The sequence below is a fragment of the Pseudomonas koreensis genome, from assembly GCF_012986595.1.
GTDB lineage: Bacteria > Pseudomonadota > Gammaproteobacteria > Pseudomonadales > Pseudomonadaceae > Aquipseudomonas > Aquipseudomonas koreensis.
On the sequence record NZ_JAAQYM010000002.1, the window covers coordinates 807,471 to 832,625 of the forward strand.

Annotated in this window: 23 protein-coding genes; 12 read left to right on the forward strand and 11 right to left on the reverse strand. The window is 60.5% G+C overall.

The annotated features are described in order from the left end of the window. Window positions 1-712: 712 nt before the first annotated feature. The 3 genes from HBN98_RS08860 to hmpA all read right to left on the reverse strand — a co-directional run bounded on the left by HBN98_RS08860 (window position 713) and on the right by hmpA (window position 3,207). Window positions 713-1,222: a disulfide bond formation protein B gene (locus tag HBN98_RS08860; protein WP_025109264.1), complete on the reverse strand. Its 510-nt coding sequence runs from the start codon at window positions 1,220-1,222 to the stop codon at window positions 713-715. A gap of 25 nt (window positions 1,223-1,247) precedes the next feature. Then, window positions 1,248-1,808: an ester cyclase gene (locus HBN98_RS08865; RefSeq protein ID WP_083367976.1), complete on the reverse strand. Its 561-nt coding sequence runs from the start codon at window positions 1,806-1,808 to the stop codon at window positions 1,248-1,250. Window positions 1,809-2,025: 217 nt separating this feature from the next. Continuing rightward, on the reverse strand, window positions 2,026-3,207 hold the full coding sequence (hmpA, locus tag HBN98_RS08870) for an NO-inducible flavohemoprotein (RefSeq protein ID WP_064589098.1): 1,182 nt from the start codon (window positions 3,205-3,207) through the stop codon (window positions 2,026-2,028). Between the two features lie 163 nt (window positions 3,208-3,370). On the opposite strand from hmpA, the gene norR reads away from it, so the two are divergent. From norR to HBN98_RS08895, 5 genes are all read left to right on the forward strand, one after another. After that, entirely contained in the window at window positions 3,371-4,924 is a 1,554-nt protein-coding gene (gene norR, locus HBN98_RS08875) for a nitric oxide reductase transcriptional regulator NorR (RefSeq protein ID WP_083367975.1), read from the forward strand. 242 nt (window positions 4,925-5,166) lie between these two features. After that, a complete protein-coding gene (locus tag HBN98_RS08880; RefSeq protein ID WP_064589100.1) occupies window positions 5,167-6,069 on the forward strand; it encodes a chemotaxis protein CheV in 903 nt (300 codons plus the stop codon). Window positions 6,070-6,096: 27 nt separating this feature from the next. Then, the gene (locus HBN98_RS08885; RefSeq protein WP_083367974.1) at window positions 6,097-6,555 is read left to right on the forward strand and encodes a GNAT family N-acetyltransferase; all 459 of its coding nucleotides are present in this window, start codon (window positions 6,097-6,099) and stop codon (window positions 6,553-6,555) included. 147 nt (window positions 6,556-6,702) lie between these two features. Next, on the forward strand, window positions 6,703-7,029 hold the full coding sequence (locus HBN98_RS08890; protein ID WP_083367973.1) for a hypothetical protein: 327 nt from the start codon (window positions 6,703-6,705) through the stop codon (window positions 7,027-7,029). A gap of 83 nt (window positions 7,030-7,112) precedes the next feature. Further along, window positions 7,113-7,862 (forward strand): YkgJ family cysteine cluster protein, encoded by a 750-nt coding sequence (locus HBN98_RS08895; RefSeq protein ID WP_083367972.1) that lies wholly within the window; start codon window positions 7,113-7,115, stop codon window positions 7,860-7,862. Window positions 7,863-8,095: 233 nt separating this feature from the next. On the opposite strand, the gene HBN98_RS08900 is transcribed toward HBN98_RS08895, so the two are convergent. The 5 genes from HBN98_RS08900 to HBN98_RS08920 all read right to left on the reverse strand — a co-directional run bounded on the left by HBN98_RS08900 (window position 8,096) and on the right by HBN98_RS08920 (window position 10,450). Then, window positions 8,096-8,335 (reverse strand): hypothetical protein, encoded by a 240-nt coding sequence (locus HBN98_RS08900; RefSeq protein WP_064589103.1) that lies wholly within the window; start codon window positions 8,333-8,335, stop codon window positions 8,096-8,098. Window positions 8,336-8,446: 111 nt separating this feature from the next. Continuing rightward, complete coding sequence (locus HBN98_RS08905; protein ID WP_083367971.1) at window positions 8,447-8,752, reverse strand: hypothetical protein; 306 nt, start codon at window positions 8,750-8,752, stop codon at window positions 8,447-8,449. 129 nt (window positions 8,753-8,881) lie between these two features. Beyond that, window positions 8,882-9,301 carry a hypothetical protein gene (locus tag HBN98_RS08910; protein WP_064589105.1) on the reverse strand — a complete coding sequence of 140 codons (420 nt, stop codon included), beginning with the start codon at window positions 9,299-9,301 and terminating at the stop codon, window positions 8,882-8,884. Continuing rightward, window positions 9,264-9,893: a nucleotidyltransferase domain-containing protein gene (locus tag HBN98_RS08915; RefSeq protein ID WP_083369402.1), complete on the reverse strand. Its 630-nt coding sequence runs from the start codon at window positions 9,891-9,893 to the stop codon at window positions 9,264-9,266. The genes HBN98_RS08910 and HBN98_RS08915 overlap by 38 nt, the downstream gene beginning before the upstream one ends. A gap of 194 nt (window positions 9,894-10,087) precedes the next feature. After that, window positions 10,088-10,450, reverse strand: a complete 363-nt coding sequence (locus tag HBN98_RS08920) for a DUF6124 family protein (protein ID WP_083367970.1) — start codon at window positions 10,448-10,450, stop codon at window positions 10,088-10,090. Window positions 10,451-11,396: 946 nt separating this feature from the next. Here HBN98_RS08920 and HBN98_RS08925 point away from each other — a divergent pair. The 7 genes from HBN98_RS08925 to HBN98_RS08955 all read left to right on the forward strand — a co-directional run bounded on the left by HBN98_RS08925 (window position 11,397) and on the right by HBN98_RS08955 (window position 21,427). Then, window positions 11,397-12,554, forward strand: a complete 1,158-nt coding sequence (locus HBN98_RS08925) for an efflux RND transporter periplasmic adaptor subunit (RefSeq protein WP_083367969.1) — start codon at window positions 11,397-11,399, stop codon at window positions 12,552-12,554. Then, window positions 12,551-15,664: a multidrug efflux RND transporter permease subunit gene (locus HBN98_RS08930; RefSeq protein ID WP_083367968.1), complete on the forward strand. Its 3,114-nt coding sequence runs from the start codon at window positions 12,551-12,553 to the stop codon at window positions 15,662-15,664. Before HBN98_RS08925 ends, HBN98_RS08930 begins: the two co-directional genes overlap by 4 nt. A 9-nt stretch (window positions 15,665-15,673) precedes the next feature. After that, entirely contained in the window at window positions 15,674-16,351 is a 678-nt protein-coding gene (locus HBN98_RS08935; protein ID WP_025109277.1) for a heavy metal response regulator transcription factor, read from the forward strand. Then, window positions 16,341-17,705, forward strand: a complete 1,365-nt coding sequence (locus HBN98_RS08940) for a heavy metal sensor histidine kinase (protein ID WP_083367967.1) — start codon at window positions 16,341-16,343, stop codon at window positions 17,703-17,705. The genes HBN98_RS08935 and HBN98_RS08940 overlap by 11 nt, the downstream gene beginning before the upstream one ends. Before the next feature lie 286 nt (window positions 17,706-17,991). Then, window positions 17,992-18,213: a hypothetical protein gene (locus HBN98_RS08945; protein WP_083367966.1), complete on the forward strand. Its 222-nt coding sequence runs from the start codon at window positions 17,992-17,994 to the stop codon at window positions 18,211-18,213. Between the two features lie 196 nt (window positions 18,214-18,409). Next, entirely contained in the window at window positions 18,410-19,726 is a 1,317-nt protein-coding gene (locus HBN98_RS08950) for an OprD family porin (RefSeq protein WP_083367965.1), read from the forward strand. A gap of 192 nt (window positions 19,727-19,918) precedes the next feature. Continuing rightward, a complete protein-coding gene (locus tag HBN98_RS08955) occupies window positions 19,919-21,427 on the forward strand; it encodes a sensor domain-containing diguanylate cyclase (protein WP_083367964.1) in 1,509 nt (502 codons plus the stop codon). 178 nt (window positions 21,428-21,605) lie between these two features. On the opposite strand, the gene lpxC is transcribed toward HBN98_RS08955, so the two are convergent. From lpxC to ftsA, 3 genes are all read right to left on the reverse strand, one after another. Beyond that, window positions 21,606-22,517 (reverse strand): UDP-3-O-acyl-N-acetylglucosamine deacetylase, encoded by a 912-nt coding sequence (gene lpxC, locus HBN98_RS08960; RefSeq protein ID WP_007961638.1) that lies wholly within the window; start codon window positions 22,515-22,517, stop codon window positions 21,606-21,608. A 112-nt stretch (window positions 22,518-22,629) separates the two neighbouring features. Next, a complete protein-coding gene (gene ftsZ / locus HBN98_RS08965; protein WP_083367963.1) occupies window positions 22,630-23,826 on the reverse strand; it encodes a cell division protein FtsZ in 1,197 nt (398 codons plus the stop codon). A 68-nt stretch (window positions 23,827-23,894) separates the two neighbouring features. After that, window positions 23,895-25,154 carry a cell division protein FtsA gene (gene ftsA, locus HBN98_RS08970; protein WP_003228014.1) on the reverse strand — a complete coding sequence of 420 codons (1,260 nt, stop codon included), beginning with the start codon at window positions 25,152-25,154 and terminating at the stop codon, window positions 23,895-23,897. Window position 25,155 lies beyond the last annotated feature (1 nt).

Sequence of the window (25,155 nt, forward strand, 5' to 3'; positions counted from 1 at the left end):
AGACGCTCGACAAAACCTTGGGACAGCGGTCAGTTCTTATTCGAATTCGTGGTCAAAGGCCTTGTTACAGACCAATTCCATTTGGTGCGGAAAGTTGGAAGGCACCGACACCTGGGTGTCTCAAAAGCCTTTCGGCCTGCTCGACACCCGACTTCCTGTCCAGTTCCTTAATAAAGGTTGAACAGTGCCGGGAATTCAATGCGGGCGATTGTAGATAGGTAGCGCCCTATACACCATGTCTTATCCCGAAATAATTTTTATCGCTCAGAGCAACAATCCATCACCGTTTTTGCAAAAGTTCCGCATGTTATCGAAATCAATTCTCAACAAAAACACCAAAAAATGTAGGCCTATCCACCTCAGTTCAGACAGCTCTGAAGGCTTTTTCACAGAGCCGAATCGGCGCAAAGCCCGATATTCAAAGGCCTCTGGCCATCTACCGACACCTGTTAAAACTGTCTGATCTGGCACACGCGTGCAAAACCAGAAAAATGCCTGAACAGACCAATCCTTTTTTGTAACATTACGCCATTCCGGCTCGGCGCCATGCCCTGCGACATGTCGTGTGTGACAACATGTCGCACACCTGTCGCACGCTCCATTGCCGTTCGTCACGGTGATTTCACAATCACTCTGAAATGCAAAACGCCTCGATCGGCTGATCCGCAAATCGGGGCGTTTTCTGTATCGGCCAAATCGCCGAAGAGTTGATTCAGCGCAGTGCTTTTCGGTTACGCGAGGTCAGCAGCGGCACCAGGATCACCACCAGCACGAAGGCCACCAGTGCCCATTGCGCCAGCGACAGGCCGAGGATCGGCGGGTACGGCGTCGAGCAGAAACCGTCGACCTGGAAGCCCAGCGGGAAGATCTTCGCCAGCGGCAGGTCGTCGACAATCGGCTGCAACACGTCGATGCCGCAGCTCACCGCCGGATAGAACTGGGTGTAGACGTGATGCCCGGCGACACCCGCACCGGCAATCGCGCAGATCACCACCAGCACTTCGAACACGGTGATGCTGCGTCGCGTGCGCATGGCCGCGCCAATGAAGGCGAACAGCGCGATCAGCAGCAATGCGTAACGCTGCAGAATGCACAGCGGGCATGGCGCCTCGCCCAGCACGATCTGCATGTACAGCGCGCCACCAATCAGCGCCAGGCAGATGATGCCCAGCAGCACCAGAAAGCGCCGCTCACGTCCCAGTCGAATCGTTTCCTCGCTCATCGCGTTTCCCTTGTATGTCCATGGTTCAGCTGGCCGGCGGCTGCGCTTGCAGTTGCGCCATCAGGCTGATGTTGTCTTCGATATGCCAATTGGCCGCGATGCGACCGTTGTCGATCTGATAGATATCGGTTGCCCGGAAGTCTACACGCTGGCCCTGCCCTTTGAGAGCCTTGAACGTGCCACTGAAGTGCCCGCGAAAGTGCAGATGCACCACCACGCGGTCACCGGCGATGATCATTTGCTCGATCTCGCAACTCAGGTCCGGCACTGCCGTGCGAAAGAACTTCGACGCCAGCAAGGGTCCAGTCGGCCCCTGCACCCGACCTTCTGGCGGGGTCTTGTCGACAAACTGCGGCGACAAGGCTGCCGTGGCCAGAGCCTCTTCCCCACTGTTCCAGAAACTGCCGTAACGCCGCGCCGCCAACTCCATCGCCTGTTGCTGCGCCTTGGGCAGGCTCTGATCGACGATCAGGCTCTGCGGTGTAATCAACGCCGATTCGGCCGAGGCAAACGGACTGGCCAGCAACGCGGCCGACAGGCCTAGGGTTGCCAGGCTCAAACGAGGGGAGAAGATGATGTGCGACATGGGGCGATCCTGATCAGTTAAACGAACGAGCGCCTATCATCAGCATCGGGGAATAAACGATAAACCGGTTAAGAAACGATTAACCTTTAAACACTTTTTAAGAATCCAGACCGTGTAACGGCCTTCGCGAGCAGGCTCGCTCCCACATTGGACCTGCGGCGAACACAAATCCTGTGGGAGCGAGCCTGCTCGCGAATGAACACAACCCGGTATCAGATCACTCCAAAGCCGCAGCCGGCCCGAAGAACTCATACCGGCTCTGCTGCTCCGGCACGCCCAGCGCTTTCAGATGGCGCTTGATCGCCCCCATGAAACCTTTCGGCCCGAGGAAGTAAGCGTCGACATCCCGTTGCGCCGGCAACCATTCGCCAAGCAGGGCCTGATCCAGCAGGCCGACCTTGTCCGCCGCCGGGCTCACGCCGTCGTCTTCGGCATAGCAATAAAAGCGCTTGAGCTGCGGATGACGCGCCGCCAGTCCGTCGATCCAGTCGCGGAACGCGTGCACGCTGCCGTTACGCGCGCAGTGGATAAAGTGCACCGGGCGCTCGGTCTGCAGCGCCGCTTCGAGCATCGCCAGGGTCGGCGTGATGCCGACACCGCCACTGATCAGCACCAGCGGTTTGTCGCTGGCGGTCAGGGTGAACTCGCCCGATGGCGGGAACAGCTGAATGCTCGCGCCGACGTGCAGTTGATCGTGCAGGTGGTTGGAGGCGCGACCACCCGGTTCACGTTTGACGCTGATCCGGTACTGACCTTTATTGGCCAGTGCAGACAGCGAATAGTTGCGGCGGACTTCTTCGCCGTCGAGGATCAGCTTCATGCCGATGTACTGGCCCGGCTCGGCGGCGAGGATCGGCCCCTTGTCCGCAGGTTCGAAGTAGAACGAAATGATTTCCGCGCTCTCCTCGACCTTGTCCACCACGATGAACTCCCGCGCCCCGCGCCAGCCGCCAACGGCTTGTTCTTTCTGGTCGTAGATCGCCGCTTCGGCGCCGATCAGGATCTCGGCCAGTTGGCCGTAAGCGGCGCCCCACGCGCTCATCACTTCAGGGGTGGCGATCTCGTCGCCAAGCACTTCGGAGATGGCGCGCAGCAGGCAGGTGCCGACGATCGGGTAATGCTCCGGCAGGATCTGCAGGGCGACGTGCTTGTTGATGATTTTCGCCACCAGATCGCCCAACTGATCGAGCTGGTCGATGTGCCGGGCGTACATCAGCACGCCATTGGCCAAGGCACGCGGCTGGTCGCCACTGGCCTGGTGCGCCTGGTTGAACAGCGGGCGCACCTCAGGGTATTCGGAGAGCATCATGCGGTAGAAGTGCGTTATCAGCGCTTCACCGCCGCTTTCCAGCAAAGGCACGGTGGATTTGACGATGGCACGATCCTGGACGCTGAGCATAAGAGTGACTCCTGAGCTTTCTTGAGAATTACCCTAGGCATATCAGTTTTCGTGCCATGTTTTTTATCCATATAAATCAACTAGTTGTATTTTAAGTAGTCATTTAGACCTAGACGGATTTATAGTCACATCGACTACACCGTGTCTCTTTGACTACAAGACCATGACTGCCAAATCCCTGCTCACCGCTTTACTGCCACTGGTCTCCGACCTGTCCCGTGAACTGCCCGAAGGCGAGCGCTACCGGCGCCTGCTCGAAGCCATGCGCGCCCTACTGCCGTGCGACGCCGCCGCGCTGCTGCGCCTGGACGGCGAATGGCTGGTGCCGCTGGCGGTGGACGGTTTGAGCACCGACACCCTCGGCCGGCGCTTCAAGGTCAGCGAACACCCACGTTTCACCATCCTGCTGGAGGGCGCCGGGCCGACCCGGTTCGCCGCCGACAGCGACTTGCCCGACCCGTATGACGGGCTGGTCGACGGCCACGGCGATCACCTCGAAGTGCACGATTGCCTCGGTTGCCCGCTGTTCGTCGATGAACAACTCTGGGGCCTGATCACCCTCGACGCCCTCGACCCGGAGCGTTTCGAACCGATCGAACTCGACGCCCTGCAAGCCTTCGCCAGCCTCGCCTCAGCCACGGTCAACGCCGCCGAGCGCATCGAACGCCTGGCGCTGCGTGCCGAAGACGAACACCAGCGCGCCGAGGTCTATCGCCAGGCCAGCGGTCAGCAGCAGCGCGAAATGATCGGCCAGAGCAAGGCGCACAAGCGGCTGGTGGAGGAAATCAATCTGGTCGGCGGCAGCGACCTGACCGTGCTGATCACCGGCGAAACCGGGGTCGGCAAGGAACTGGTGGCGCAGGCGATCCACGCCGCCTCCCCGCGCGCCGACAAACCGATCATCAGCCTCAACTGCGCCGCGCTGCCCGACACCCTGGTCGAAAGCGAACTGTTCGGCCACGTGCGCGGCGCCTTTACCGGCGCCACCAGCGACCGTCGCGGCAAGTTCGAACTGGCCAACGGCGGCACGCTGTTCCTAGATGAAGTCGGCGAGCTGTCGCTGACCGTGCAGGCCAAGTTGTTGCGCGTGCTGCAAAGCGGCCAGTTGCAGCGACTGGGTTCGGACAAGGAGCATCAGGTCGACGTGCGCCTGATCGCCGCGACCAACCGCGATTTGGCCGAAGAAGTGCGCAGCGGCCGCTACCGCGCCGACTTCTATCACCGCTTGAGCGTGTACCCGCTGCGAGTCCCGGCATTGCGTGATCGCGGCCGCGACGTGTTACTGCTCAGCGGCTTCTTTCTGGAACAGAACCGCTCACGCATGGGCCTCAACAGCTTGCGCCTGAGCAGCGACGCCCAGGACGCGCTGCTCGCCTACACTTGGCCGGGCAATGTGCGCGAACTGGAACACTTGATTGGCCGCAGCGCATTGAAAGCGCTGGGTAACTGCAAGGTACGACCGAAGATTCTCAGTTTGAGCGCGGCGGATCTGGATTTGCCGCATGAGGTTGTGGATAACTCGGTTGAGCCGGTTGCCGAGGTCCCCGCGATGCCGTTGATCAGCGGCGATTTGCGCAGTGCGACCGAGCAATATCAGCGGCAGTTGATCAGTGCGGCGCTTGAGCGTAATCAGGATAATTGGGCGAGCGCGGCCCGGGAGTTGGGGCTGGACCGGGCGAATCTTGGGCGCATGGCTAAACGCCTTGGAATGAGATAAGCCTCCATTGTGGCGAGGGAGCTTGCTCCCGCTCGACTGCGCAGCAGTCGCACAAGCAACCGACACTGGGAGCGCTTCGCACTCCAGCGGGAGCAAGCTCCCTCGCCACAGGGCATTCGCCGCCGTTCGGCCGAGATTGGGGATTGAGCCTAAAGCCTGCCCCCGACAAGTCGATAACCCGGCATCAATAGTTTTTGGCGATTTGCACCCTCGCCCATCACCTTTTTCCACAGAAGGTTTATATGTCTTCCACCAAAGCCCGCGCAGATTCACTTTCGCTTCTGCTGTTTACCTTGCGCAGCGGCAAGCTGATGGCGATCAACCTGCTGAAAGTCAGTGAAATCATCCCCTGCCCGCCGCTGACCAAAATGCCCGAGTCGCACCCGCATGTTAAAGGCATTGCGACCCTGCGCGGCGCCTCGCTGTCGGTTATCGACCTCAGCCGCGCCATCGGCGAACGGCCCCTGGAAGACCCGAACGGCGGCTGCCTGATCGTCACCGACGTCAGCCGCTCGAAGCAGGGTCTGCACGTGCAGGCGGTGAGCAAGATCGTCCATTGCCTGACCACCGACATCAAGCCGCCGCCGTTCGGCTCCGGCGGTTCGCGCGCCTACATCACCGGCGTGACCTCGGTGGACGGCACGCTGGTGCAGGTGCTCGACATCGAAAAAGTCATCCACAGCATCGCCCCGGCGCAGATCGAAATGGCCCCGACCGACCTGACCATGGAAGACGCCGAAGTGCTCGGCAACGCACGCATACTGGTGGTCGACGACAGCCAGGTGGCGCTGCAACAATCGGTGCACACCCTGCGCAATCTCGGCCTGCAGTGCCACACCGCGCGCAGTGCCAAGGAAGCCATCGACTGCCTGCTCGATCTGCAGGGCACCGCGCAGCAGATCAACCTGATCGTCTCCGACATCGAAATGTCCGAGATGGACGGCTACGCCTTCACCCGCACCCTGCGCGAAACCCCGGACTTCGCCCATCTTTACGTGCTGCTGCACACCTCGCTCGACAGCGCGATGAACAGTGAAAAAGCCCGTCTGGCTGGCGCCAACGCGGTGCTGACCAAGTTCTCCTCGCCAGAACTGACCCAGCGCCTGATCGAAGCGGCCAAACACGTCGCGGCCAACGGTCACTGAGTCTTGGCGCAGAGCTATTGCTTCCTGATGCGGCGCGATCTTGGTCAGGACGCACCCGATGCTCCTTTGCCCCAAGGCATCGAACTGTGCACGTACTCCGTCGAACTGGCGGCGGACGTGCATGACTTGATGCAACTCGGCTACCGCGAAGGTGGCGGCCGAGTGCCGGCGCTGGACGTGTGGCAGCGGCAGTTCGAAACCGATCCTGAATACGATCCGAGCCTGTGTTTAATTGCCCGTGATGCAGAAGGTGTGGTCGGTGTGGCGCAATGCTGGACCAGCGCCTATATCAAGAATCTGGTGGTGCATCCGCGCATGCAGGGGCGCGGATTGGGCCGGGCGTTGTTGCTCAATGCATTCAAGGTGTTTCAGCAACGCCGTGAAGGGTTTGTTGATCTGAAGGTGCTGGAAGACAACCGGCGGGCGCAGCGGTTGTATGAAAGTGCCGGGATGTATGTGGTCCGCCGGGAACGGGTGCCGGACTGATCGACCGTCTTCGCGAGCAGGCTCGCTCCCACCCTGGAATGCATTTCAAACGGTGGGAGCGAGCCTGCTCGCGAAGAGGCCGGCACAGGCAACTTCCCTTCTCGGGCACACTCCAACCTTGGCCACACACCACCAAGGAAGCCGACCATGAAAGCCCTCACCGCCAGCCTGCTTTGCCTCGCCGCCCTCACCTCCCAGGCCCACGCCTCCAGCCCCGACGCCTGGGCCGCCTACGACAAAGCCGTGCTCGCCAGTTGCACCAAGGCCAGCGGCCTAAAAGACGCCAAGCCCGTCGGCACACCCGCGCAATTCGATGACCGCGTCGGCTACACCGCCGTGCTGTTGCAAGGCCAATACCCGCAAAAACACATGAAAGGCCAGCAAGGCAGCGAGTTGTGCCTGTACAACAAAAAGTCGAAAACCGCGTTCGTCACCGAATGGGACTCGATCCGCCCACGCGCCAAGGCGCAGTGAATGGCGCATAACTTGCTTTGATCCGGTTCTGCCTGGCGGCTTTACGTCGCCGATTCACCCCCTGATTGAAGACCGATCGCCCCATGAATACGACGTTTTCCTGCGTCGGTTGCGGCAAATGCTGCACCGACCACCATGTGCCCCTGACCCTCGCCGAAGCCCGTATGTGGGCGGCGGATGGCGGGCAGGTGATCGTGCTGGTGGAGGCTTTTCTCGGCAACGGCCTGGGTTTGCCGGCGCAGCAGCGTGAGCACGCCGAACGGCGTTCGCTGGCAGTGCGCAGCGGCAACACGGATGCCCACGTGGCAATCACCTTCGCCGCGTACAACGTCGGACGCTGCCGGAATCTTGACGAAGACAACCTGTGCCGCATCTACGAACGCCGGCCGCTGGTGTGCAGGATTTACCCTGCGGAAATCAACCCGCACATCCCGCTCGACCCAGTCGCCAAGGATTGCCCGCCGGAGTCGTGGCAACAGGGGCCGCTGCTGATTGCCGGCGGGGCGTTGGTCGATCAGGAACTGGTTGAATTGATTCAACGCTCGCGGCAGGCCGATCGCGATGACATCCGCACCAAGGATGCGATCTGCGCCGCGCTGGGCATTCGCACCACGGCGCTCAAGGGCGATGGCTTTACCGCGTATTTGCCGGAGATGAGTGCGTTTGCGGCGGTGATTGATCAAGTTACTGCGCAGCCGCTGAGTGAAGCGTCCAGCGAATGGGTGTTTCATTTGTCCGGTGATGACGTGGCCGGGCAGTTGTTGGCGGCTGGGGCGCAAGTGGTGACAGAGCCGGCGCAAACGTATGCGTTTATCTCTCTGCGGGCGGCTTGATCCGGAATTTTCGTCGGGGCGAATGGCCCCTTCGCGAGCAGGCTCGCTCCCACAATGAATCGCATTTCAAATGTGGGAGCGAGCCTGCTCGCGAAGGGGCCGGCCCGGGCGACATCAATCCCGAACCTTCCGCGCCAACAACCTCAAATCCCCCGCCAGCCCCGCCATATCTTCAGAATCGCGCCATCACTGCGACGGAGAATCGCAGTCGATGACTGAAGGCGGGATGAAACTCAGCGCTTGCCCATCGAACGACGGGTGCCCGGCGGCGCCATGCCCGGGGTCTTGGTGTGGCCGTTCTTGGCGCCGTTCTTGTACCACGGCTGGTTCGAGCCTTTGGCTGCGGCCAGTTCGCCCGGTTTGAACGGGAACTTGAAGGCCGGGATCTCGGGTTTGCTCTCGCTGGCGTCAGCCAGTTCGGCCGGGACATCGCTCACAGCGTCGTCAACCGGCGGTTGGGTCGGGGAAGTCATGGGGGCTCCGCAAAGCAAAAAGTCGGGCCCGGTGAGTGAGCCGCGAAGGCGCGCAGTATACCTGTGCGCCCAAAGTCAGCACCTGAAGATTTGCACCTGACGCCGAACGGCTTACAGGTAAGTGATGGTCACGATGCCTTTGTCGCTCGACGTCTTCAACGCTTCATACGTCATCGAAAACGGCAGCACCTGATGGCTGCAAGCGTTGCGATAGGTGTCCACATCGACTTGCAGACCCGGTTTGATTTCGACCTGCCGGGACACACTGGAACTCAACGCCCCGGCACGCTCCACCGCACAACCGGAATCGACGATCTGCCCGGTGAAACGGATCTCGCCGGATTGACTGGCCGGCGCGGCAAACGCGGTGAATGGAACCAACAGAAGCACATACGGCACAGCGGTTTTCAGCTTCATTTCAAGACACTCCCGAAGTGGACGGCCCAGAGAGATTTAGGCCGTGCGCGGCCTGAGCCATACAAGCTGTATCAGCTCATAGAGGCGGATCTTTAAGAGATTAATCAGGATCGCAAGCCATGCCGGATGTCAGTTCATTCGTTGCTGGACGTTACTCAACAATTGCGAAGCGCTTTCCAACAACTGCGCCAAAAGTGCGTCATCCTCATCCATATACCCTTCGTATTCCGCGAGATTGCGCCGCTCATGACACAACGCGAACAATCGCACCTGAACCTTGCTGATATGCGCCGTATGCACCAGACATTGAAAGACCAGATAGCGTTTATCCGATCGATAGCCACTCAATCGGAGCGCTGTCAGCGCCAACGCGTGCGCTGCGTTATAAGCCAGGTCGAAACGGCTGGAAAAAGACAAGGTAGAAGTTTGCGCATCCTGGAGCCGATCCACGGCCGAGCGCATCAAGCCCTCACACTCCTTGCGATCCGGCGGCTCCGCTTTCAGCCCACCACTACGTAGAAGATTCTCCAGACTCTCGTTGCTGCCCATCCTTGGACTCCAAAGGGTTTGCCCCTAAAAGATCGATTTTTTCCTGCTGCGCCACCCGCAAGACAAAGCTGTTTTGCGCAGCCAGTTTCGCCGCCCAGTCTTGCGGGGTGTAAAGCGTCGGGTTGATGGGACGACCCAATTGTTCCTCCATGGGCATGAGCCGTTCCATGACGTCACTGTAGTGCAGGCCTTCGCCGATCAGCATGAGATCAATGTCACTGAGTGTGTTTGCTGTGTCTTTAGCTATGGAGCCATAGATAAACGCCCAGGTGATCTGCTCGGTAAACGGCTGCAATGCCTGACGCAGAGGCTCGGCTATGCCAAACGTCTTGCGAGCGATGCCCAGTAGTTCGGCATAGATGGGACATGTGGGATTAGCCTGGTAATGGTTCTGATTGCCCACCTTTGTCATGCGCAACACACCGGCTCGCTGCAGACGGTCGAGTTCACGCATAAGACTGCCTTTGCCAACACGCGCCCAGCGCACGATCTCGTTTGCATAGAAAGTCTGGTCAGGCTTACCAAACAGCAGACCCAACACTTTTTGTTGAGTGGTGGTAAATAGCGCTTCGCTTAGAGAGATCGTTTCCACTGTGAAGGCCAAAGAGTCCCAAAAAGGGAACGATAGGTCCCTTTTTGGGACTTATCAACCTTTCGAATATTTTCAGAGACTGCAGCCACAGAACAATCGCCATCGCGAACAGGCTCACACCTACTGATGGAATGCGGTCCCCCTTGTAGAAGCGAGCCTATTCGCGCAGCACCATGACATGCTGTTCGGACGGATTACGTCTGCGGATCAACCCGATCCAGCGCCCGGTTCACCGCCAGCTCGGCAAGCATGACGATCTGCTGGATCGCCAGCGCCGTACTGCGCTGCGGGCGACTGAGCTGATCGGCCAGATCACCGGCCATGACATTGGCTGAAGCCAGCGATTCGCAGGCATGGGCGAGCAGGTTTTCGGTGTCGATATTCGGATGGATGAGGAACATCGTACTGGGCTGACGCGGTTTGACCGGTTCGGGGCAGAGGTAGAAGTCGAGGGCGCGTTTTATGGCTTCGCGGGTTTTGATCTGATCTTCGGCGCGGATGGCGTCTTCGAGTGGGGTGGTGGAATCGATGGGTGGATCTGGAACTGGCTTAGTCATTGGAAACCCTATTTTGCAAATGGGAGCCATCCCTTGCCGTTTCTCACGCGGCGAAGTGGGTGGCAGCTATGTGCGGGGTGAGAAACCGGAAAAATAGGAAACCGGCCAGACCGAAGTCTGCCCGCACATAACCGCCATAACGTATTTGCAGGCAGCGGATAGCCGCCGGCAATTATGCGGACACGTGGAGTGAATCACTAATTTTTCCAGGTTCTCACACCCGGTCGCCGAGTTTTCAGCGACGACCCAAGACTAGAGAGCGCATGTCCGACGGACAACCTGAAAACCTTGTGGGAAGGTTCTGGTTATCCCACACACTCTTAAACACAACCACACTCACTGTAGGAGCTGCCGAAGGCTGCGATCTTTTGACTTTGGCTTTTACAACTCAAAAGCAAGATCAAAAGATCGCAGCCTTCGGCAGCTCCTACAGGGGGATTGGGCTTATTCAGTTAGAAACAGGTCGGCTGTCAGGCCGCCATCGCCAGCAGACTGCCCCGAACGCGGCGCAGCCGCCCCACTCAACAGGATGAGCGTTAGCTCGGCTGCAGCTCTTGATCTTGATCCACGGGCGACGTCGGAAGGCTGAGCGCAGGGATTGATCCGGGCGTGGGAGCGTAGCGACCGTTTGGCGAAGCCAAACACAGCGAGAGGAGGTGCAGCGAAGCAAACCGTAGACGCTGCGCCCGGATCGATCCCGCAGCGAAGGAACCCCGAGCCCCAGCGAGCGGGCCGTACGTAGGAGCAAGCGTTTTTGGTTACTTTTGGGGCGTTTGCCAAAAGTGACCCGCCGTAAGGGCGGAACCGTAATCAGCCACACCCGCAAAAACGGATATACACACAGAGAAAACTGACAGCGCTGACAGCCAGCCGTCACCCTCCTGACCCCCAAACAAGTTTATAACTACCCAACCTGCCCAAACTCCAGACCCTGGCGCCCCATCGCATGCGAATCCAGAAAAACAAAGCCCTGCTAGCCCTCGTGATCGCTTTGGCCGCCGCCGGCATATGGTGGGCAACGAAACCCGCCCCGACCAAACTGGCCACCCCGACCGCCATCCCGGTGCGCGTCGTCACCGTCAGTGAAAAAGACGTCCCCCGCTACACCAGCGGCATCGGCTCGGTACTCTCGCTGCACAGCGTGGTAGTGCGCCCGCAAGTCGACGGCATCCTCACCAAAATCTTCGTCAAGGAAGGCCAACTGGTGAAGGCTGGCGACCTGCTTGCGACCATCGACGACCGCTCGATCCGCGCCAGCCTCGACCAGGCCCGCGCGCAACTGGGCGAAAGCCAGGCACAACTGCAAGTCGCCCTGGTCAACCTAAAGCGCTACAAACTGCTCAGCGTCGACGACGGCGTTTCCAAACAGACCTACGACCAGCAGCAGGCGCTGGTCAACCAATTGAAAGCCACCGCCCAAGGCAACCAGGCCTCGATCGACGCGGCGCAGGTACAACTTTCCTACACGCAGATTCGCTCCCCGGTTACCGGTCGCGTCGGTATTCGCACCGTCGATGAAGGCAACTTCCTGCGCATGACCGACACCGCCGGTCTGTTCACCGTGACCCAGATCGACCCGATTGCCGTGGAATTCTCCCTGCCCCAGCAAATGCTGCCGACCCTGCAAGGCCTGATCAACGACCCGCAACACGCGCAGGTCAAGGCCTACATCGGCGCCGACACCGACGGCGAAACCGGCAACCTGCTCGGCGAGGGGCATCTGACCCTGATCGACAACCAGATCAACGCCAACACCGGCACAATCCGCGCCAAGGCTGAGTTCGACAACGCCAGCCAGAAGCTCTGGCCGGGCCTGCTGGTCACGGTAAAAATTCAGACAGCCCTCGACAAAGATGCGCTGGTGGTACCGCCCACCGTCGTACAACGCGGTCTCGATCAGCACTTTGTGTATCGGGTCAACGGCGACAAGGTCGAAGCGGTGCAGGTGCAGATGGTTTATCAGGGCAGCGGCCAGGACATCATCAAAGGCGTGAAGGCCGGTGACGTGCTGGTCTCCGATGGCCAATCGCGGCTCAAACCCGGTTCCACCGTGCAGGTCATGAGTGAGCCGCCGCAGGTGGTGCAAGCGGAGCCGAAACCATGAAGGCGCACAAAGGCGTCTCCACCTGGTGCATCGATCACCCGGTCGCGACGATTCTGCTGACCATAGCCTTGGTGCTGGTCGGTGCGATTGCCTTCCCGCGATTGCCGATTGCCCCACTGCCGGAAGCGGAATTTCCGACGATTCAGGTCTCGGCGCAATTGCCCGGCGCCAGCCCCGACACCATGGCCTCTTCCGTCGCCACGCCGCTGGAGGTGCAATTCAGCGCCATCCCCGGCATGACCCAGATGACCTCCAGCAGTGCGCTCGGCTCCAGCCTGCTGACCCTGCAATTCACCCTCGACAAGAGCATCGACACCGCCGCCCAGGAAGTCCAAGCGGCGATCAACACCGCCGCCGGCAAACTGCCCAAGGACATGCCGACGCTGCCAACCTGGAAGAAGGTCAACCCGGCCGACAGCCCGGTGCTGATCCTCAGTGTCAGCTCGACGCAAATGCCCGGCACCGAACTCAGCGACCTGGTGGAAACCCTGCTGTCACGTCAGATCAGCCAGATCGACGGTGTAGGCCAGATCAACATTACCGGTCAGCAACGTCCGGCGATCCGCGTCCAGGCCTCAGCGGACAAACTGGCGGCCATCGGCCTGACCTTGGCCGACATTCGTCTGGTGATCCAGCAGACCAGCCTCAACCTCGCCAAAGGTGCGCTGTACGGCGAATCGAGCATTTCCACGCTGTCGACCAACGACCAGTTGTTCCACCCCGAGGACTACAGCCAGCTCATCGTTTCCTACAAGGACGGCGCCCCGGTTCATCTGCGTGATGTCGCCAAAGTCGTCAACGGTTCGGAAGATGCCTACGTGCAAGCCTGGGCCGGTGATCGACCCGGGGTGAACCTGGTGATTTCGCGCCAGCCCGGGGCGAACATCGTGGAAACCGTGGACCGCATTCAAGCCGCCCTGCCCGGCCTCGAAGCCATGTTGCCGGCCTCGGTGCAGGTGAAAACCCTGATCGACCGCACCCAGACCATCCGCGCCTCGCTGCATGAAGTCGAGATCACCCTGTTGATCGCGATCCTGCTGGTGGTGGCGGTGATGGCGCTGTTCCTGCGCCAGCTGTCGGCGACCATGATCGTCTCGGCCGTGCTCGGCGTGTCGCTGACCGCCAGTTTCGCCCTGATGTACCTGCTGGGGTTCAGCCTGAACAACCTGACGCTGGTGGCGATTGTCGTTGCGGTGGGGTTTGTGGTGGACGATGCAATTGTGGTGGTGGAGAACATCCACCGGCATCTGGAGGCCGGGGACAGCATGCGCGAGGCGGCGATCAAGGGCGCCGGCGAAATCGGCTTCACCGTGGTCTCGATCAGTTTCTCGCTGGTGGCGGCGTTCATTCCGCTGCTGTTCATGGGTGGCGTGGTCGGGCGGCTGTTCAAGGAATTCGCCCTGACGGCGACCTCGACCATCATGATTTCCGTGGTGGTGTCGCTGACGCTGGCACCGACACTGGCCGCGTTGTTCATGCGCAAACCGGTGCATCACGCCAGCGATAAACCGGGCTTCAGCGAACGCCTGCTCGGCTGGTACGAAAAAGGCCTGCGCCGCGCCCTCGCCCATCAGAAGCTGATGATCGGCGTGTTCGGCCTGTCACTGGCGATGGCGATTGGCGGTTACATCTTTATCCCCAAGGGCTTCTTCCCGGTGCAGGACACCGGTTTCGTCCTCGGCACCACCGAAGCCGCTGCGGATATCTCCTACGGCGACATGGTAAAAAAACACTTGGCGATGGCTGAAATCGTCGCGGCCGACCCCGCTGTCGAAGCGTTTTCCCACTCGGTGGGCGTGTCCGGCAGTAACCAGACCATCGCCAACGGGCGCTTCTGGATTGCCCTGAAAAAACGTGGCGACCGTGATGTCTCGGCCAGCCAGTTCATTGACCGGATTCGTCCGCAACTGATGAAAGTCCCGGGCATCGTCCTGTACCTGCGCGCCGGCCAGGACATCAACCTCAGTTCCGGCCCGAGCCGCGCGCAGTATCAATACGTGCTCAAGAGCAACGACGGCGCGACCCTCGCGACATGGACGCAACGCCTGACCGAAAAACTGCGCAGCAACCCGGCGTTCCGCGACATTTCCAACGACCTGCAACTGGGCGGCAGCATCACCCACATCAGCATCGACCGCAGCGCCGCCGCACGTTTCGGCCTGACCGCCAGCGATGTCGACGAGGCGCTGTATGACGCCTTCGGTCAGCGGCAGATCAATGAGTTCCAGACCCAGGTCAACCAGTACAACGTGATTCTGGAGCTGGACACCAAACAGCGCGGCAAGGCCGAAAGCCTCAATTATTTCTACCTGCGCTCGCCGCTGAGTGGCGAGATGGTGCCGCTGTCGGCGCTGGCCAAATTCGACGCGCCGACCATCGGCCCGCTGTCGATTGCCCACGACGGCATGTTCCCGGCCGCCAACCTGTCATTCAACCTCGCGCCCGGGGTGGCGCTGGGTGATGCGGTGATCCTGCTCAATCAGGCCAAGGCCGAGATCGGCATGCCGACCGCGATCAGTGGCAACTTCCAGGGTGCGGCGCAAGCGTTCCAGAGTTCGCTGGCCAGTCAGCCGTGGCTGATTCTCGCGGCGCTGGTGGCGGTGTACATCATTCTCGGCGTGCTTTATGAGAGCTTCGTGCATCCGCTGACAATCATTTCGACGTTGCCGGCGGCAGGTCTGGGCGCAGTAATCATGCTGTGGATCTGCGGTCAGGACTTTTCGATCATGGCGCTGATCGGGCTGGTGCTGCTGATCGGTATCGTCAAGAAAAACGGCATCCTGATGATCGACTTTGCCCTGGAAGCCCAGCGCAATCGCGGACTGGCGCCGCAAGATGCAATCTTCGAAGCGTGCATCACGCGGTTCCGGCCGATCATCATGACCACCCTCGCCGCCCTGCTCGGCGCGCTGCCGCTGATGCTCGGCTACGGCACTGGCGCCGAACTGCGCCAGCCGCTGGGGATTGCGGTGGTGGGCGGCTTGCTGGTCAGCCAGATGCTGACGCTGTTTACCACGCCGGTCATATACTTGTGGCTTGAGCGGCTGTTCCATCGGCGCTCACACCCAGAAGCATCATCGCCCCCACCGGCACTGGCGACCACAGACTGAGGCAGGGTCATGCGCGTTCTGATTATCGAAGACGAGGAAAAAACCGCGGACTATCTGCATCGCGGTCTGACGGAACAGGGTTACACCGTGGATCTGGCCCGCGACGGTGTCGAGGGCCTGCACCTGGCGCTGGAAGGCGACTACGCGGTGATCGTCCTCGACGTGATGTTGCCGGGCCTGGACGGCTTCGGCGTGCTGCGCGCGTTGCGTGCACGCAAGCAGACCCCGGTGATCATGCTCACCGCCCGCGAGCGCGTCGAAGACCGGATCAAGGGCCTGCGCGATGGCGCCGACGATTACCTCGGCAAGCCGTTTTCTTTCCTTGAACTGGTGGCCCGCCTGCAAGCGCTGACCCGGCGCAGCGGCGGCCATGAACCGGTGCAGGTGAGCATCGCCGACTTGTGGATCGATCTGATCAGCCGCAAGGCGACCCGGGCCGGCACGCGGCTGGACCTGACGGCGAAAGAGTTCTCGCTGCTCAGCGTTCTGGCGCGCCGGCAAGGTGAAATCCTCTCGAAAACCGCGATTGCCGAGATGGTCTGGGACATCAATTTCGACAGCGATGCCAACGTCGTCGAAGTCGCGATCAAACGCCTGCGCGCCAAGCTCGACGGACCGTTCGACGAGAAACTGCTGCACACCATCCGAGGCATGGGTTACGTGCTGGAGAGCCGCGGTGTCCAGTAACTCGATTGCCCTTCGCCTGAGCGGCATGTTCACGCTGGTGGCGCTGCTGGTGTTTCTGTTGATCGGCGGCGCACTGTATCAACAGGTCGACAAGGGCCTGGGCCTGCTGCCGGAAGCCGAGCTGGATGCGCGTTACAGCGTGCTCGAATCAGCACTCAATCGCTTCGGCACACCCGAGCATTGGGCGAAGATCAACGCCAAGCTGAAGCTGCTCGGCGAAGAGGACAAACGCATTCGTTTCTGGGTGGTCAGCGGTGATCCCGGCTACGAGTATGGCGAGCCGGACGCCCGGATCCGCGCCTTCGCCAAAGGCCCGTTGGGCATGCATGACCTGCAGTTGCCCGACCAGCCTTATCCACTGAAAGTGCTGCTGACCGAACTGCCGGCCAAAGATCAACGCCCGCCGCTACGGTTCATGATCGGCATCGACACCGAGACCTTTCACGAGACTCAGCACAACCTGCTGATCGCTCTCGTCAGCCTGGCCATTATCGGTGTGCTGATGGCTTCGGCGCTGGGCTATTGGGTCGCGCGGATCGGCCTTAAGCCGCTGATCAAACTGTCCCACGAAGCCCAGCGCCTGGCGCCGCCACTGCGGGCCGGACGCCTGCGAATGTCGCCGTTGCCGCCGGAGCTTGAGCAGTTTGTCGACTCGTTCAACTCGACGCTGGAGCGGGTTGAGCAGGCTTACTCGCGGCTGGAGTCGTTCAACGCCGACGTCGCCCATGAACTGCGCTCGCCGCTGACCAATCTGATTGGCCAGACGCAAGTGGCGCTGACGCGCGGCCGCTCTGCCGCGCATTACTTCGAAGTGCTGCAATCGAATCTGGAAGAGCTCGAACGGCTGCGCTCGATCATCAACGACATGCTGTTTCTGGCCAGTGCCGACCAGGGCAACAAGGCGACCAAACTGACCTCGACGTCACTGGCTGATGAGGTGGCGACGACCCTGGAATATCTGGATTTCATTCTTGAAGACGCGCAGGTTCAGGTGCAGGTCAGCGGTGATGCGCAGGTGCAGATCGAGGTCGCCCATTTGCGTCGGGCGTTGATCAATTTGTTGAGCAACGCGGTGCAGCACACAGGGCCGGGACAGGTGATCGAGGTGCGGATCGAGGTCGAGGACCATCAGGTGAGTATTGGTGTGGCCAACCCCGGTTCGCCGATTGCCAGCGAGCATTTGCCACGCTTGTTCGAGCGCTTTTATCGGGTGGATGCATCACGCAGCAACAGTGGCAATAACCATGGGTTGGGACTGGCGATCGTCAAGGCGATTGCGCTGATGCATGGTGGGGATGTGTTTGTGCGCAGTGATCGCGGGATGAATACCTTCGGCATCCACCTTCCGGTTTAACCGCTAATTAAAGTCCCCTGTGGCGAGGGGATTTATCCCCGATGGGTTGCGAAGCAGCCCTGAATCCTCTGTGCAAGTTGTGTCAGGAGGATCGCGATCGCTGATTTTGGGGCCGCTTCGCAGCCCATCGGGGATAAATCCCCTCACCACAGAGAATAGAGTCCCCCCTCTTGATCTTTGCTTGTGCTGTAACAGTCATTTATGAAAATCACGCTGTTTCCCGACGCCCGGCAACCTTATCTTTGCCCGCACCAAACAGCACTTGCCAAGCAAGAAGGTTTTCAGAATGTCCAACAGTATGGGTATTGCCAGCGCTTTCGTTTTGTCCTCATTGATCCTGTCGCCAATGGCGATGGCTGAAGAATCGCAGGCGTTCGTAGCGCAGAATGCCGCTCGCGCTCACGCCTTCGAACAGTCTCAGGCAGAAGTGATGGCCAAGTCGCAAGACGCTACGCAAGCACCTCAGGCCGCCACTTCCCAGACGCAAGCGGCCGAGAAAGACAGCTGAGTCGCGCACCGCGAAACATTTCCCTCGACGCGGTTGTTTGGCTCTTCCCGTTCAACCGTCGTCCTTCCAGGCCGCTGCCTTTCAGCGGCCTTTTTTCGTTGTGGTCTGAAAGCCGTTTGGTTCGTCTGTAACAACAAGAAATAACCCGCACCTCAAGACATTGAAGTGTCAGTTGACCCAAGGAGCTCCATCGCAAGTGCGTTACCCAGTCAGCTTCACCCCGCTGTTCATTGCAATTGCCGCAACGATTGCCCCCGCCGCCCACGCCGACGAAGCCGCCAAGGAGGGATTCGTCGAAGGTTCGAGCCTCAACCTCAACGCTCGCAACTACTACATGAATCGCAACCGTCTGCAGCACACGGACGACAACATTGAGTGGGGCCAGGGTTTTCTCGGAATCTTCCAGTCCGGTTACACCGAAGGCACGGTCGGTTTCGGTATCGATGCGCACGCCATGCTCGGGCTGAAGCTCGATGGCGGTGGCGGTACCGATGGCTCGAGCATCCTGCCGATCAGCGATGGCAACGGCAAAGCCCCCGGCTCGTTCTCGACGGCGGGCGGCACGTTGAAAATGCGTGCGTTTGATACTGAACTGAAGGCCGGCGACCTGTTCCTCACCAACCCGGTGATTGCCGGCGGTGAAAGCCGCATGCTGCCGCAGACCTTTCGTGGCGTCAGCCTGACCAACCACAGCTTCGACGGCTGGATGTTCGAAGGTGGCCAGGCCAGTTTCACCAAGCCTTACAACCAGAGCGGTCGCCAGCGCATCGGCACCTCGTACGGCATACTCGCCGAGGGCGACGAAAGTCGTCACCTGAACTGGGCCGGGGTTTCCTGGAGCGGCGTCGAAGGCCTGACCAGCAACCTGTACGCCGCCGAGCTGAAGGACGTCTGGAACCAGTACTACTACGACCTGGATTACACCTGGCAGTTGAACGATCTGGTCAGCCTCAACCCGGGCCTGCACTTCTATCACACGCAAGACACTGGCGACGCGCTGCTGGGTGACATCGACAACAACACCTACAGCCTGCATTTCACCGTCGGCATCGGCAGCCACAGCATCACTGCCGCGTACCAACGGGTCAACGGCAACACGCCGTTCGACTACATCAGCCAGGGCGACAGCGTTTACCTCGACAACTCCCAGCAATACTCGGACTTCAACGGCCCCAACGAGCGCTCGTGGAAGCTCAAGTACGGCTATGACTTCGCCGGCCTCGGCCTGCCGGGCCTGACCTCGGCGGTCTCCTACTCGCGCGGCACCGTGGACCTGACCAAGGTCGACCCGGCCAGCAAAGGCTATGCTTCGTGGTACAGCGCCGACGGTCGCAATGCCAAGCACTGGGAGCGCGACATCGACCTGAAGTACGTGGTGCAGAGCGGCCAGGCGAAGGATCTCGCGGTACGCCTGCAGTGGGCGTCCAACCGTGGCGGCAACGGCTACGGCGCGATCGACACTGACACAGATGAATACCGTGTGATTGTCGACTACCCGATCAACGTCTTCTAAGATCACCTCAAGGTCAGTCGCGACTGGCAAAAAACCTGTGGCGAGGGAGCTTGCTCCCGCTGGACTGCGCAGCAGGCCCCTCCTCGAAAGCGAGGGGTCGCTGCGCGACCCGGCGGGAGCAAGCTCCCTCGCCACAGAGGGTTCTGTGTTTGTACAACTACGCTTATAAGACTCCCCAACCGACAGCCCATCATGATCGCGAGCCGTACCCCACCTCTGGCGGGCAAGACCGGACGCCCCGAATTGCTGCTGATCTGCGGCAGCTCGCTGACCGTGATCGCGATTTTGTGCATCGTCACGTTTCTGCTGATCCGCGAGCACGCCAATGCTCAAGAATCGGCCACCCGCAGCGCCACCACCATTGCGCAACTGATCGACGCCGACGTCCTGCGCACCGTCGAGCTGTACGACCTGACCCTGCAAGGCCTGATCGCCGCCGCGCAGCGCGATGACTTGCGCGACGTCACTCCGCAGATCCGCCATCTGGCGCTGTTCGACCGCTCGACCACCGCGCGCTTCAAGGGCGACATCCTGCTGCTCGACAAGCATGGCGATGTGGTCGCCGACTCATCGCGAGTCGAACCTAAACCGGGCAACTTTGCCGACCGCGATTACTTCCTCGCCCACGCCTTCAACCGCGACATGGGCATGTTCATCAGCCGCCCGTTCAAGACCCGCTGCGATTGCGACGAAGCGAACCAGTGGCGCATCAGCTTCAGTCGGCGGATCTCCTCGGGCACCGGCGAATTCATGGGTGTGGCGGTGGCGTCGATGAAGCTCGATTACTTCGATCAACTGTTCAACAGCCTGGATATCGGCAAAGGCAGCACACTGAATATCATCAACAGCGACGGCGTGCTGCTGGCGCAAAAGCCTTATCTGCAAAGCGACTCCATCGGCAAGAGTTTCGGCACCCGGCCGAACGTGGTGCGGATTCTCGGCGACAAGGATGGCAGTGGCAGCTTCACCAGCACCTCGAGCATGGACCACCAACAGCGCCTCTACACCTATTCGCGGGTCGGCAACTTGCCGCTGACGGTGATGGTCGCGCTGTCCAGCGACGAGGTGTTCGGCACCTGGCGGCGTACCGCGATATTGATCAGCGGTGCCACCGGCGTGCTCTGTGCGGGGTTGCTGTGGCTGACGTGGCTGCTCGCCCGCGAACTGCGCTTGCGCCAACGCGCCGAACGCGAGCTGGCACAACTGGCCGCCACCGATGCGCTGACCGGTGTCGCCAACCGTCGGATGCTCGACCAGTCGCTGCGCCACGAGTGGTTCCGCGCCCAGCGTTCAGGCCAGCCGTTGTCGGTGATGATGATCGACGCCGACCACTTCAAGGCCTTCAACGACCGCCATGGGCATCAGGCCGGCGATCGGGCGCTGCGCGAACTGGCCAAGGTGATCACGGCGAACGTGCGACGACCGGGGGATCTGGTGGCCCGTTATGGCGGCGAGGAGTTCTCGGTGATCCTCGCCGAAACCGACAGCACTGGCGCCGCGCAGATTGCCGAGCATATCCGCCAGGCCGTCGAGCAGATGCCTCGGGTCGAAGGCGCGGACGTGGCGATGACCGTCAGTATCGGCATCAGCACCTGGACGGCGGCGGTCGAGATATCGCTGGAGCAGCTGCTGTTTGCGGCGGACAAGGCGTTGTATCAGGCCAAGGAAGGTGGGCGCAATCGAGTGGTGGTGGCTTCCTGAGCGTTCTATGGCGATTGCACCGGCGCCTTCGCGAGCAGGCTCGCTCCCACGGGAGAATGCATTTCAAATGTGGGAGCGAGCCTGCTCGCGAATAGGCCGGCCCAGGTAACACAAAAACCGCAGGCATAAAAAAAGGCCATCCGAGGATGGCCTTCAAAAAACTAGAGAGGTTTTTTACTTACACCGCCGCAACCGGGCGCATGTAAGAGATCGGTGCAGTGCTGGCGTCTTCGAACGTCACGACTTCCCACGCATCTGTCTGCTCAATCAACTTGCGCAGCAGCTGGTTATTCAGTGCATGACCGGACTTGAAGCCTTTGAACTCACCAATCAGGCTGTTGCCCAGCAGGTACAGGTCGCCAATCGCATCAAGGATCTTGTGCTTCACGAATTCGTCTTCGTAGCGAAGGCCGTCTTCGTTCAGTACACCATCGGAATCCACTACGATCGCGTTTTCAACGCTGCCGCCGAGTGCGAGGTTGTGCTTGCGCAGGTACTCGATGTCACTCATGAAACCGAAAGTACGGGCGCGGCTGACTTCTTTTACGAACGAAGTGCTGGAAAAATCCACGCTTGCACTTTGGGTGCGGTCCCGGAAAACCGGGTGATCGAAGTCGATCTCGAAGCTCACCTTGAACCCTTCGAAAGGAACGAAAGTGGCGCGCTTGTCGCCGTCTTCCACTGTCACTTCACGCAGGATGCGGATGAATTTCTTGGCGGCGTCCTGTTCTTCCAGGCCTGCCGATTGAATCAGGAATACGAACGGTCCAGCGCTGCCATCCATGATCGGGACTTCGGACGCGGAGAGCTCGACGTAGGCGTTATCGATGCCCAGGCCAGCCATGGCCGAGAGCAAGTGCTCTACCGTGTCCACTTTGACGTCGCCGTTGATCAGCGTCGTCGACATAGTGGTTTCACCGACGTTTTCCGCGCGGGCAGGAATCTGCACCACAGGGTCGAGGTCAGCGCGACAAAACACAATGCCAGTGTCGACAGGCGCAGGCTTGAGGGTCAGGTAGACCTTCTCCCCGGAGTGCAGGCCTACACCTGTGGCACGGATAATATTTTTCAGTGTGCGTTGTTTAATCATGGCTTGGGCCGCTTCAGCGCAAATTGCGAACTGGTATCAACAAAGGCTGGCGATAATAGCAGACCGAGCCTTTGCTGAACACCAATCACCGTCATAGCCCTGATACATTCCATCAATCGGCCTGACGACGCAGGAATGCCGGGATGTCCAGGTAATCCAGATCGTCCTGCGGGTTCATCTTCGCGGCAGTCGCAGCACCGGCCTGAGCCTGGTTGCGCATGACGGTCGGACGGTCCAGGTCACGGTAGTTCACCGCCGGTGCTTCCTGACGTGCAGCGGCCGGTTGTTGAACCTGAGCAGCAGCCATGGAGGTGTGAACGGTGTTGTCGATGACCTTCACAGGCTTCTCGATTTTCGCGCCCAGACCGGTGGCAACCACCGTCACGTGCAGCTCGTCGCGCATGTCCGGATCGATAACGGTACCGACCTTGACCATCGCGTGCTCGGAAGCGAAGGCTTCGATGATGCTACCCACGTCGGAGTACTCACCCAGGGACAGGTCAGGACCGGCGGTGATGTTCACCAGGATGCCGCGCGCGCCTTGCAGGTTCACGTCTTCCAGCAACGGGTTGCGGATCGCCGCTTCAGTGGCTTCACGTGCACGGTTCGGACCGCTGGCGCAGCCAGTGCCCATCATCGCCATGCCCATTTCGCTCATCACGGTACGCACGTCGGCGAAGTCGACGTTGATCATGCCCGGACGCTTGATGATGTCGGAGATACCGCGCACGGCACCGGCCAGTACATCGTCAGCCTTGGCGAAAGCCGACAGCAGGCTTGCGTCTTTACCGAGGATGGTCAGCAGCTTCTCGTTAGGAATGGTGATCAACGAGTCGACGCTTTCGGAGAGCATGCGGATGCCTTCGTCGGCGATTTGCATACGCTTGCGGCCTTCGAACGGGAACGGACGGGTCACGACCGCAACGGTCAGGATGCCCATTTCCTTGGCCACTTCGGCGATGATCGGCGCAGCACCGGTACCGGTACCACCGCCCATGCCAGTGGTGATGAACACCATGTTGGTGCCGGCCAGCACTTCAGCGATGCGCTCGCGATCTTCCAGCGCAGCCTGACGGCCGACTTCCGGGTTGGCGCCGGCGCCCAGGCCTTTGGTCACACCGGTGCCCAGTTGCAGGATGGTGCGCGCGCCGATGTTTTTCAGCGCTTGAGCATCGGTGTTGGCGCAGATGAATTCAACGCCTTCGATGTTGCTCTTGACCATGTGGTTGACAGCGTTGCCGCCGCCACCGCCAACACCGATAACTTTGATTACCGGGCTTGCGGGGATGTTGTCTACGAGTTCGAACATTTTCCCTCTCCTTACATTCTCTAGTTTTTTCGCCTACTGCATTTTTGTAGCGGTGTTGCGGTAAAGCGTTAGAAGTTGCCTTGAACCCACTTCTTCAATCGGTCCAGCAACGGCGCCTGTGGCTCATCGTTGCTGTAGCTGTCGCGGCTGCCGATGCCCGAGAACGAGATCCCGTCGGACTGCTTCTGCAGGCCGTACATCAACAAACCAACGCCAGTGGAATAAATCGGATTACGGACCACGTCATCCAGGCCCTTCACGCCGTGCGGCACGCCCAGGCGCACCGGCATGTGGAAGATTTCTTCGGCCAGCTCGGTGGCGCCTTCCATCTTCGACGTACCGCCGGTCAGGACGATGCCCGCCGGGATCAGGTCTTCGTAGCCGCTGCGACGCAGCTCGGCCTGGATCAGGGTGAACAGTTCGTCGTAACGCGGCTCGACCACTTCGGCCAGGGCCTGACGCGACAGTTCGCGCGGTGGACGGTCGCCTACGCTCGGCACCTTGATGGTTTCGCCGGCACCGGCCAGTTTGGCCAGGGCGCAGGCGTAGCGGATCTTGATCTCTTCGGCGTACTGGGTCGGGGTGCGCAACGCCATCGCGATGTCGTTGGTCACCTGATCACCGGCAATCGGGATCACTGCGGTGTGGCGGATCGCGCCTTCGGTGAAGATCGCGATGTCGGTGGTGCCGCCACCGATGTCGACCAGGCACACGCCCAGTTCTTTTTCGTCGTCGGTCAGCACCGAGTAGGCCGAGGCCAGTTGCTCGAGAATGATGTCGTCGATTTCCAGACCGCAGCGGCGCACGCATTTTTCAATGTTCTGTGCAGCGTTGACGGCGCAGGTGACCACGTGGACCTTGGCTTCCAGACGTACGCCGGACATGCCCAGTGGCTCGCGAACGCCTTCCTGGTTATCGATCACGTAATCCTGCGGCAGGGTGTGCAGCACGCGCTGGTCAGCCGGGATCGCCACGGCCTGGGCGGCATCGAGCACACGCTCGAGGTCGGCCGAGCTGACTTCGCGATCACGAATCGCCACGATGCCGTGGGAGTTCAGGCTGCGGATGTGATTGCCGGCCACGCCGACGAACGCCGAGTGAATGCGGCAGCCCGCCATCAGTTGGGCTTCTTCGATCGCGCGCTGGATCGATTGCACGGTGGACTCGATGTTCACCACCACGCCCTTCTTCAGGCCGCGGGACGGGTGAGTACCGATACCGACGATTTCCAGCGTGCCGTCGTCCGCGACCTCGCCTACCAGCGCCACCACCTTGGAGGTGCCGATATCCAGACCGACGATCATTTTGCCGCTTTGCACGTTTGCCATG

Bases quoted from the DNA above. Each gene is read 5' to 3' on its own strand.
- HBN98_RS08900 (WP_064589103.1), bottom strand. From the start codon at position 8,335: ATGACTTCCCCGACCCAACCGCCGGTTGACGACGCTGTGAGCGATGTC.
- HBN98_RS08895 (WP_083367972.1), top strand. From the start codon at position 7,113: ATGAATACGACGTTTTCCTGCGTCGGTTGCGGCAAATGCTGCACCGAC.
- HBN98_RS08885 (WP_083367974.1), top strand. From the start codon at position 6,097: ATGCGGCGCGATCTTGGTCAGGACGCACCCGATGCTCCTTTGCCCCAA.
- ftsZ (WP_083367963.1), bottom strand. From the start codon at position 23,826: ATGTTCGAACTCGTAGACAACATCCCCGCAAGCCCGGTAATCAAAGTT.
- HBN98_RS08860 (WP_025109264.1), bottom strand. From the start codon at position 1,222: ATGAGCGAGGAAACGATTCGACTGGGACGTGAGCGGCGCTTTCTGGTG.
- HBN98_RS08880 (WP_064589100.1), top strand. From the start codon at position 5,167: ATGTCTTCCACCAAAGCCCGCGCAGATTCACTTTCGCTTCTGCTGTTT.
- ftsA (WP_003228014.1), bottom strand. From the start codon at position 25,154: ATGGCAAACGTGCAAAGCGGCAAAATGATCGTCGGTCTGGATATCGGC.
- HBN98_RS08955 (WP_083367964.1), top strand. From the start codon at position 19,919: ATGATCGCGAGCCGTACCCCACCTCTGGCGGGCAAGACCGGACGCCCC.
- HBN98_RS08865 (WP_083367976.1), bottom strand. From the start codon at position 1,808: ATGTCGCACATCATCTTCTCCCCTCGTTTGAGCCTGGCAACCCTAGGC.
- HBN98_RS08920 (WP_083367970.1), bottom strand. From the start codon at position 10,450: ATGACTAAGCCAGTTCCAGATCCACCCATCGATTCCACCACCCCACTC.
- HBN98_RS08910 (WP_064589105.1), bottom strand. From the start codon at position 9,301: ATGGGCAGCAACGAGAGTCTGGAGAATCTTCTACGTAGTGGTGGGCTG.
- HBN98_RS08925 (WP_083367969.1), top strand. From the start codon at position 11,397: ATGCGAATCCAGAAAAACAAAGCCCTGCTAGCCCTCGTGATCGCTTTG.
- HBN98_RS08890 (WP_083367973.1), top strand. From the start codon at position 6,703: ATGAAAGCCCTCACCGCCAGCCTGCTTTGCCTCGCCGCCCTCACCTCC.
- HBN98_RS08905 (WP_083367971.1), bottom strand. From the start codon at position 8,752: ATGAAGCTGAAAACCGCTGTGCCGTATGTGCTTCTGTTGGTTCCATTC.
- norR (WP_083367975.1), top strand. From the start codon at position 3,371: ATGACTGCCAAATCCCTGCTCACCGCTTTACTGCCACTGGTCTCCGAC.
- hmpA (WP_064589098.1), bottom strand. From the start codon at position 3,207: ATGCTCAGCGTCCAGGATCGTGCCATCGTCAAATCCACCGTGCCTTTG.
- HBN98_RS08930 (WP_083367968.1), top strand. From the start codon at position 12,551: ATGAAGGCGCACAAAGGCGTCTCCACCTGGTGCATCGATCACCCGGTC.
- HBN98_RS08945 (WP_083367966.1), top strand. From the start codon at position 17,992: ATGTCCAACAGTATGGGTATTGCCAGCGCTTTCGTTTTGTCCTCATTG.
- lpxC (WP_007961638.1), bottom strand. From the start codon at position 22,517: ATGATTAAACAACGCACACTGAAAAATATTATCCGTGCCACAGGTGTA.
- HBN98_RS08935 (WP_025109277.1), top strand. From the start codon at position 15,674: ATGCGCGTTCTGATTATCGAAGACGAGGAAAAAACCGCGGACTATCTG.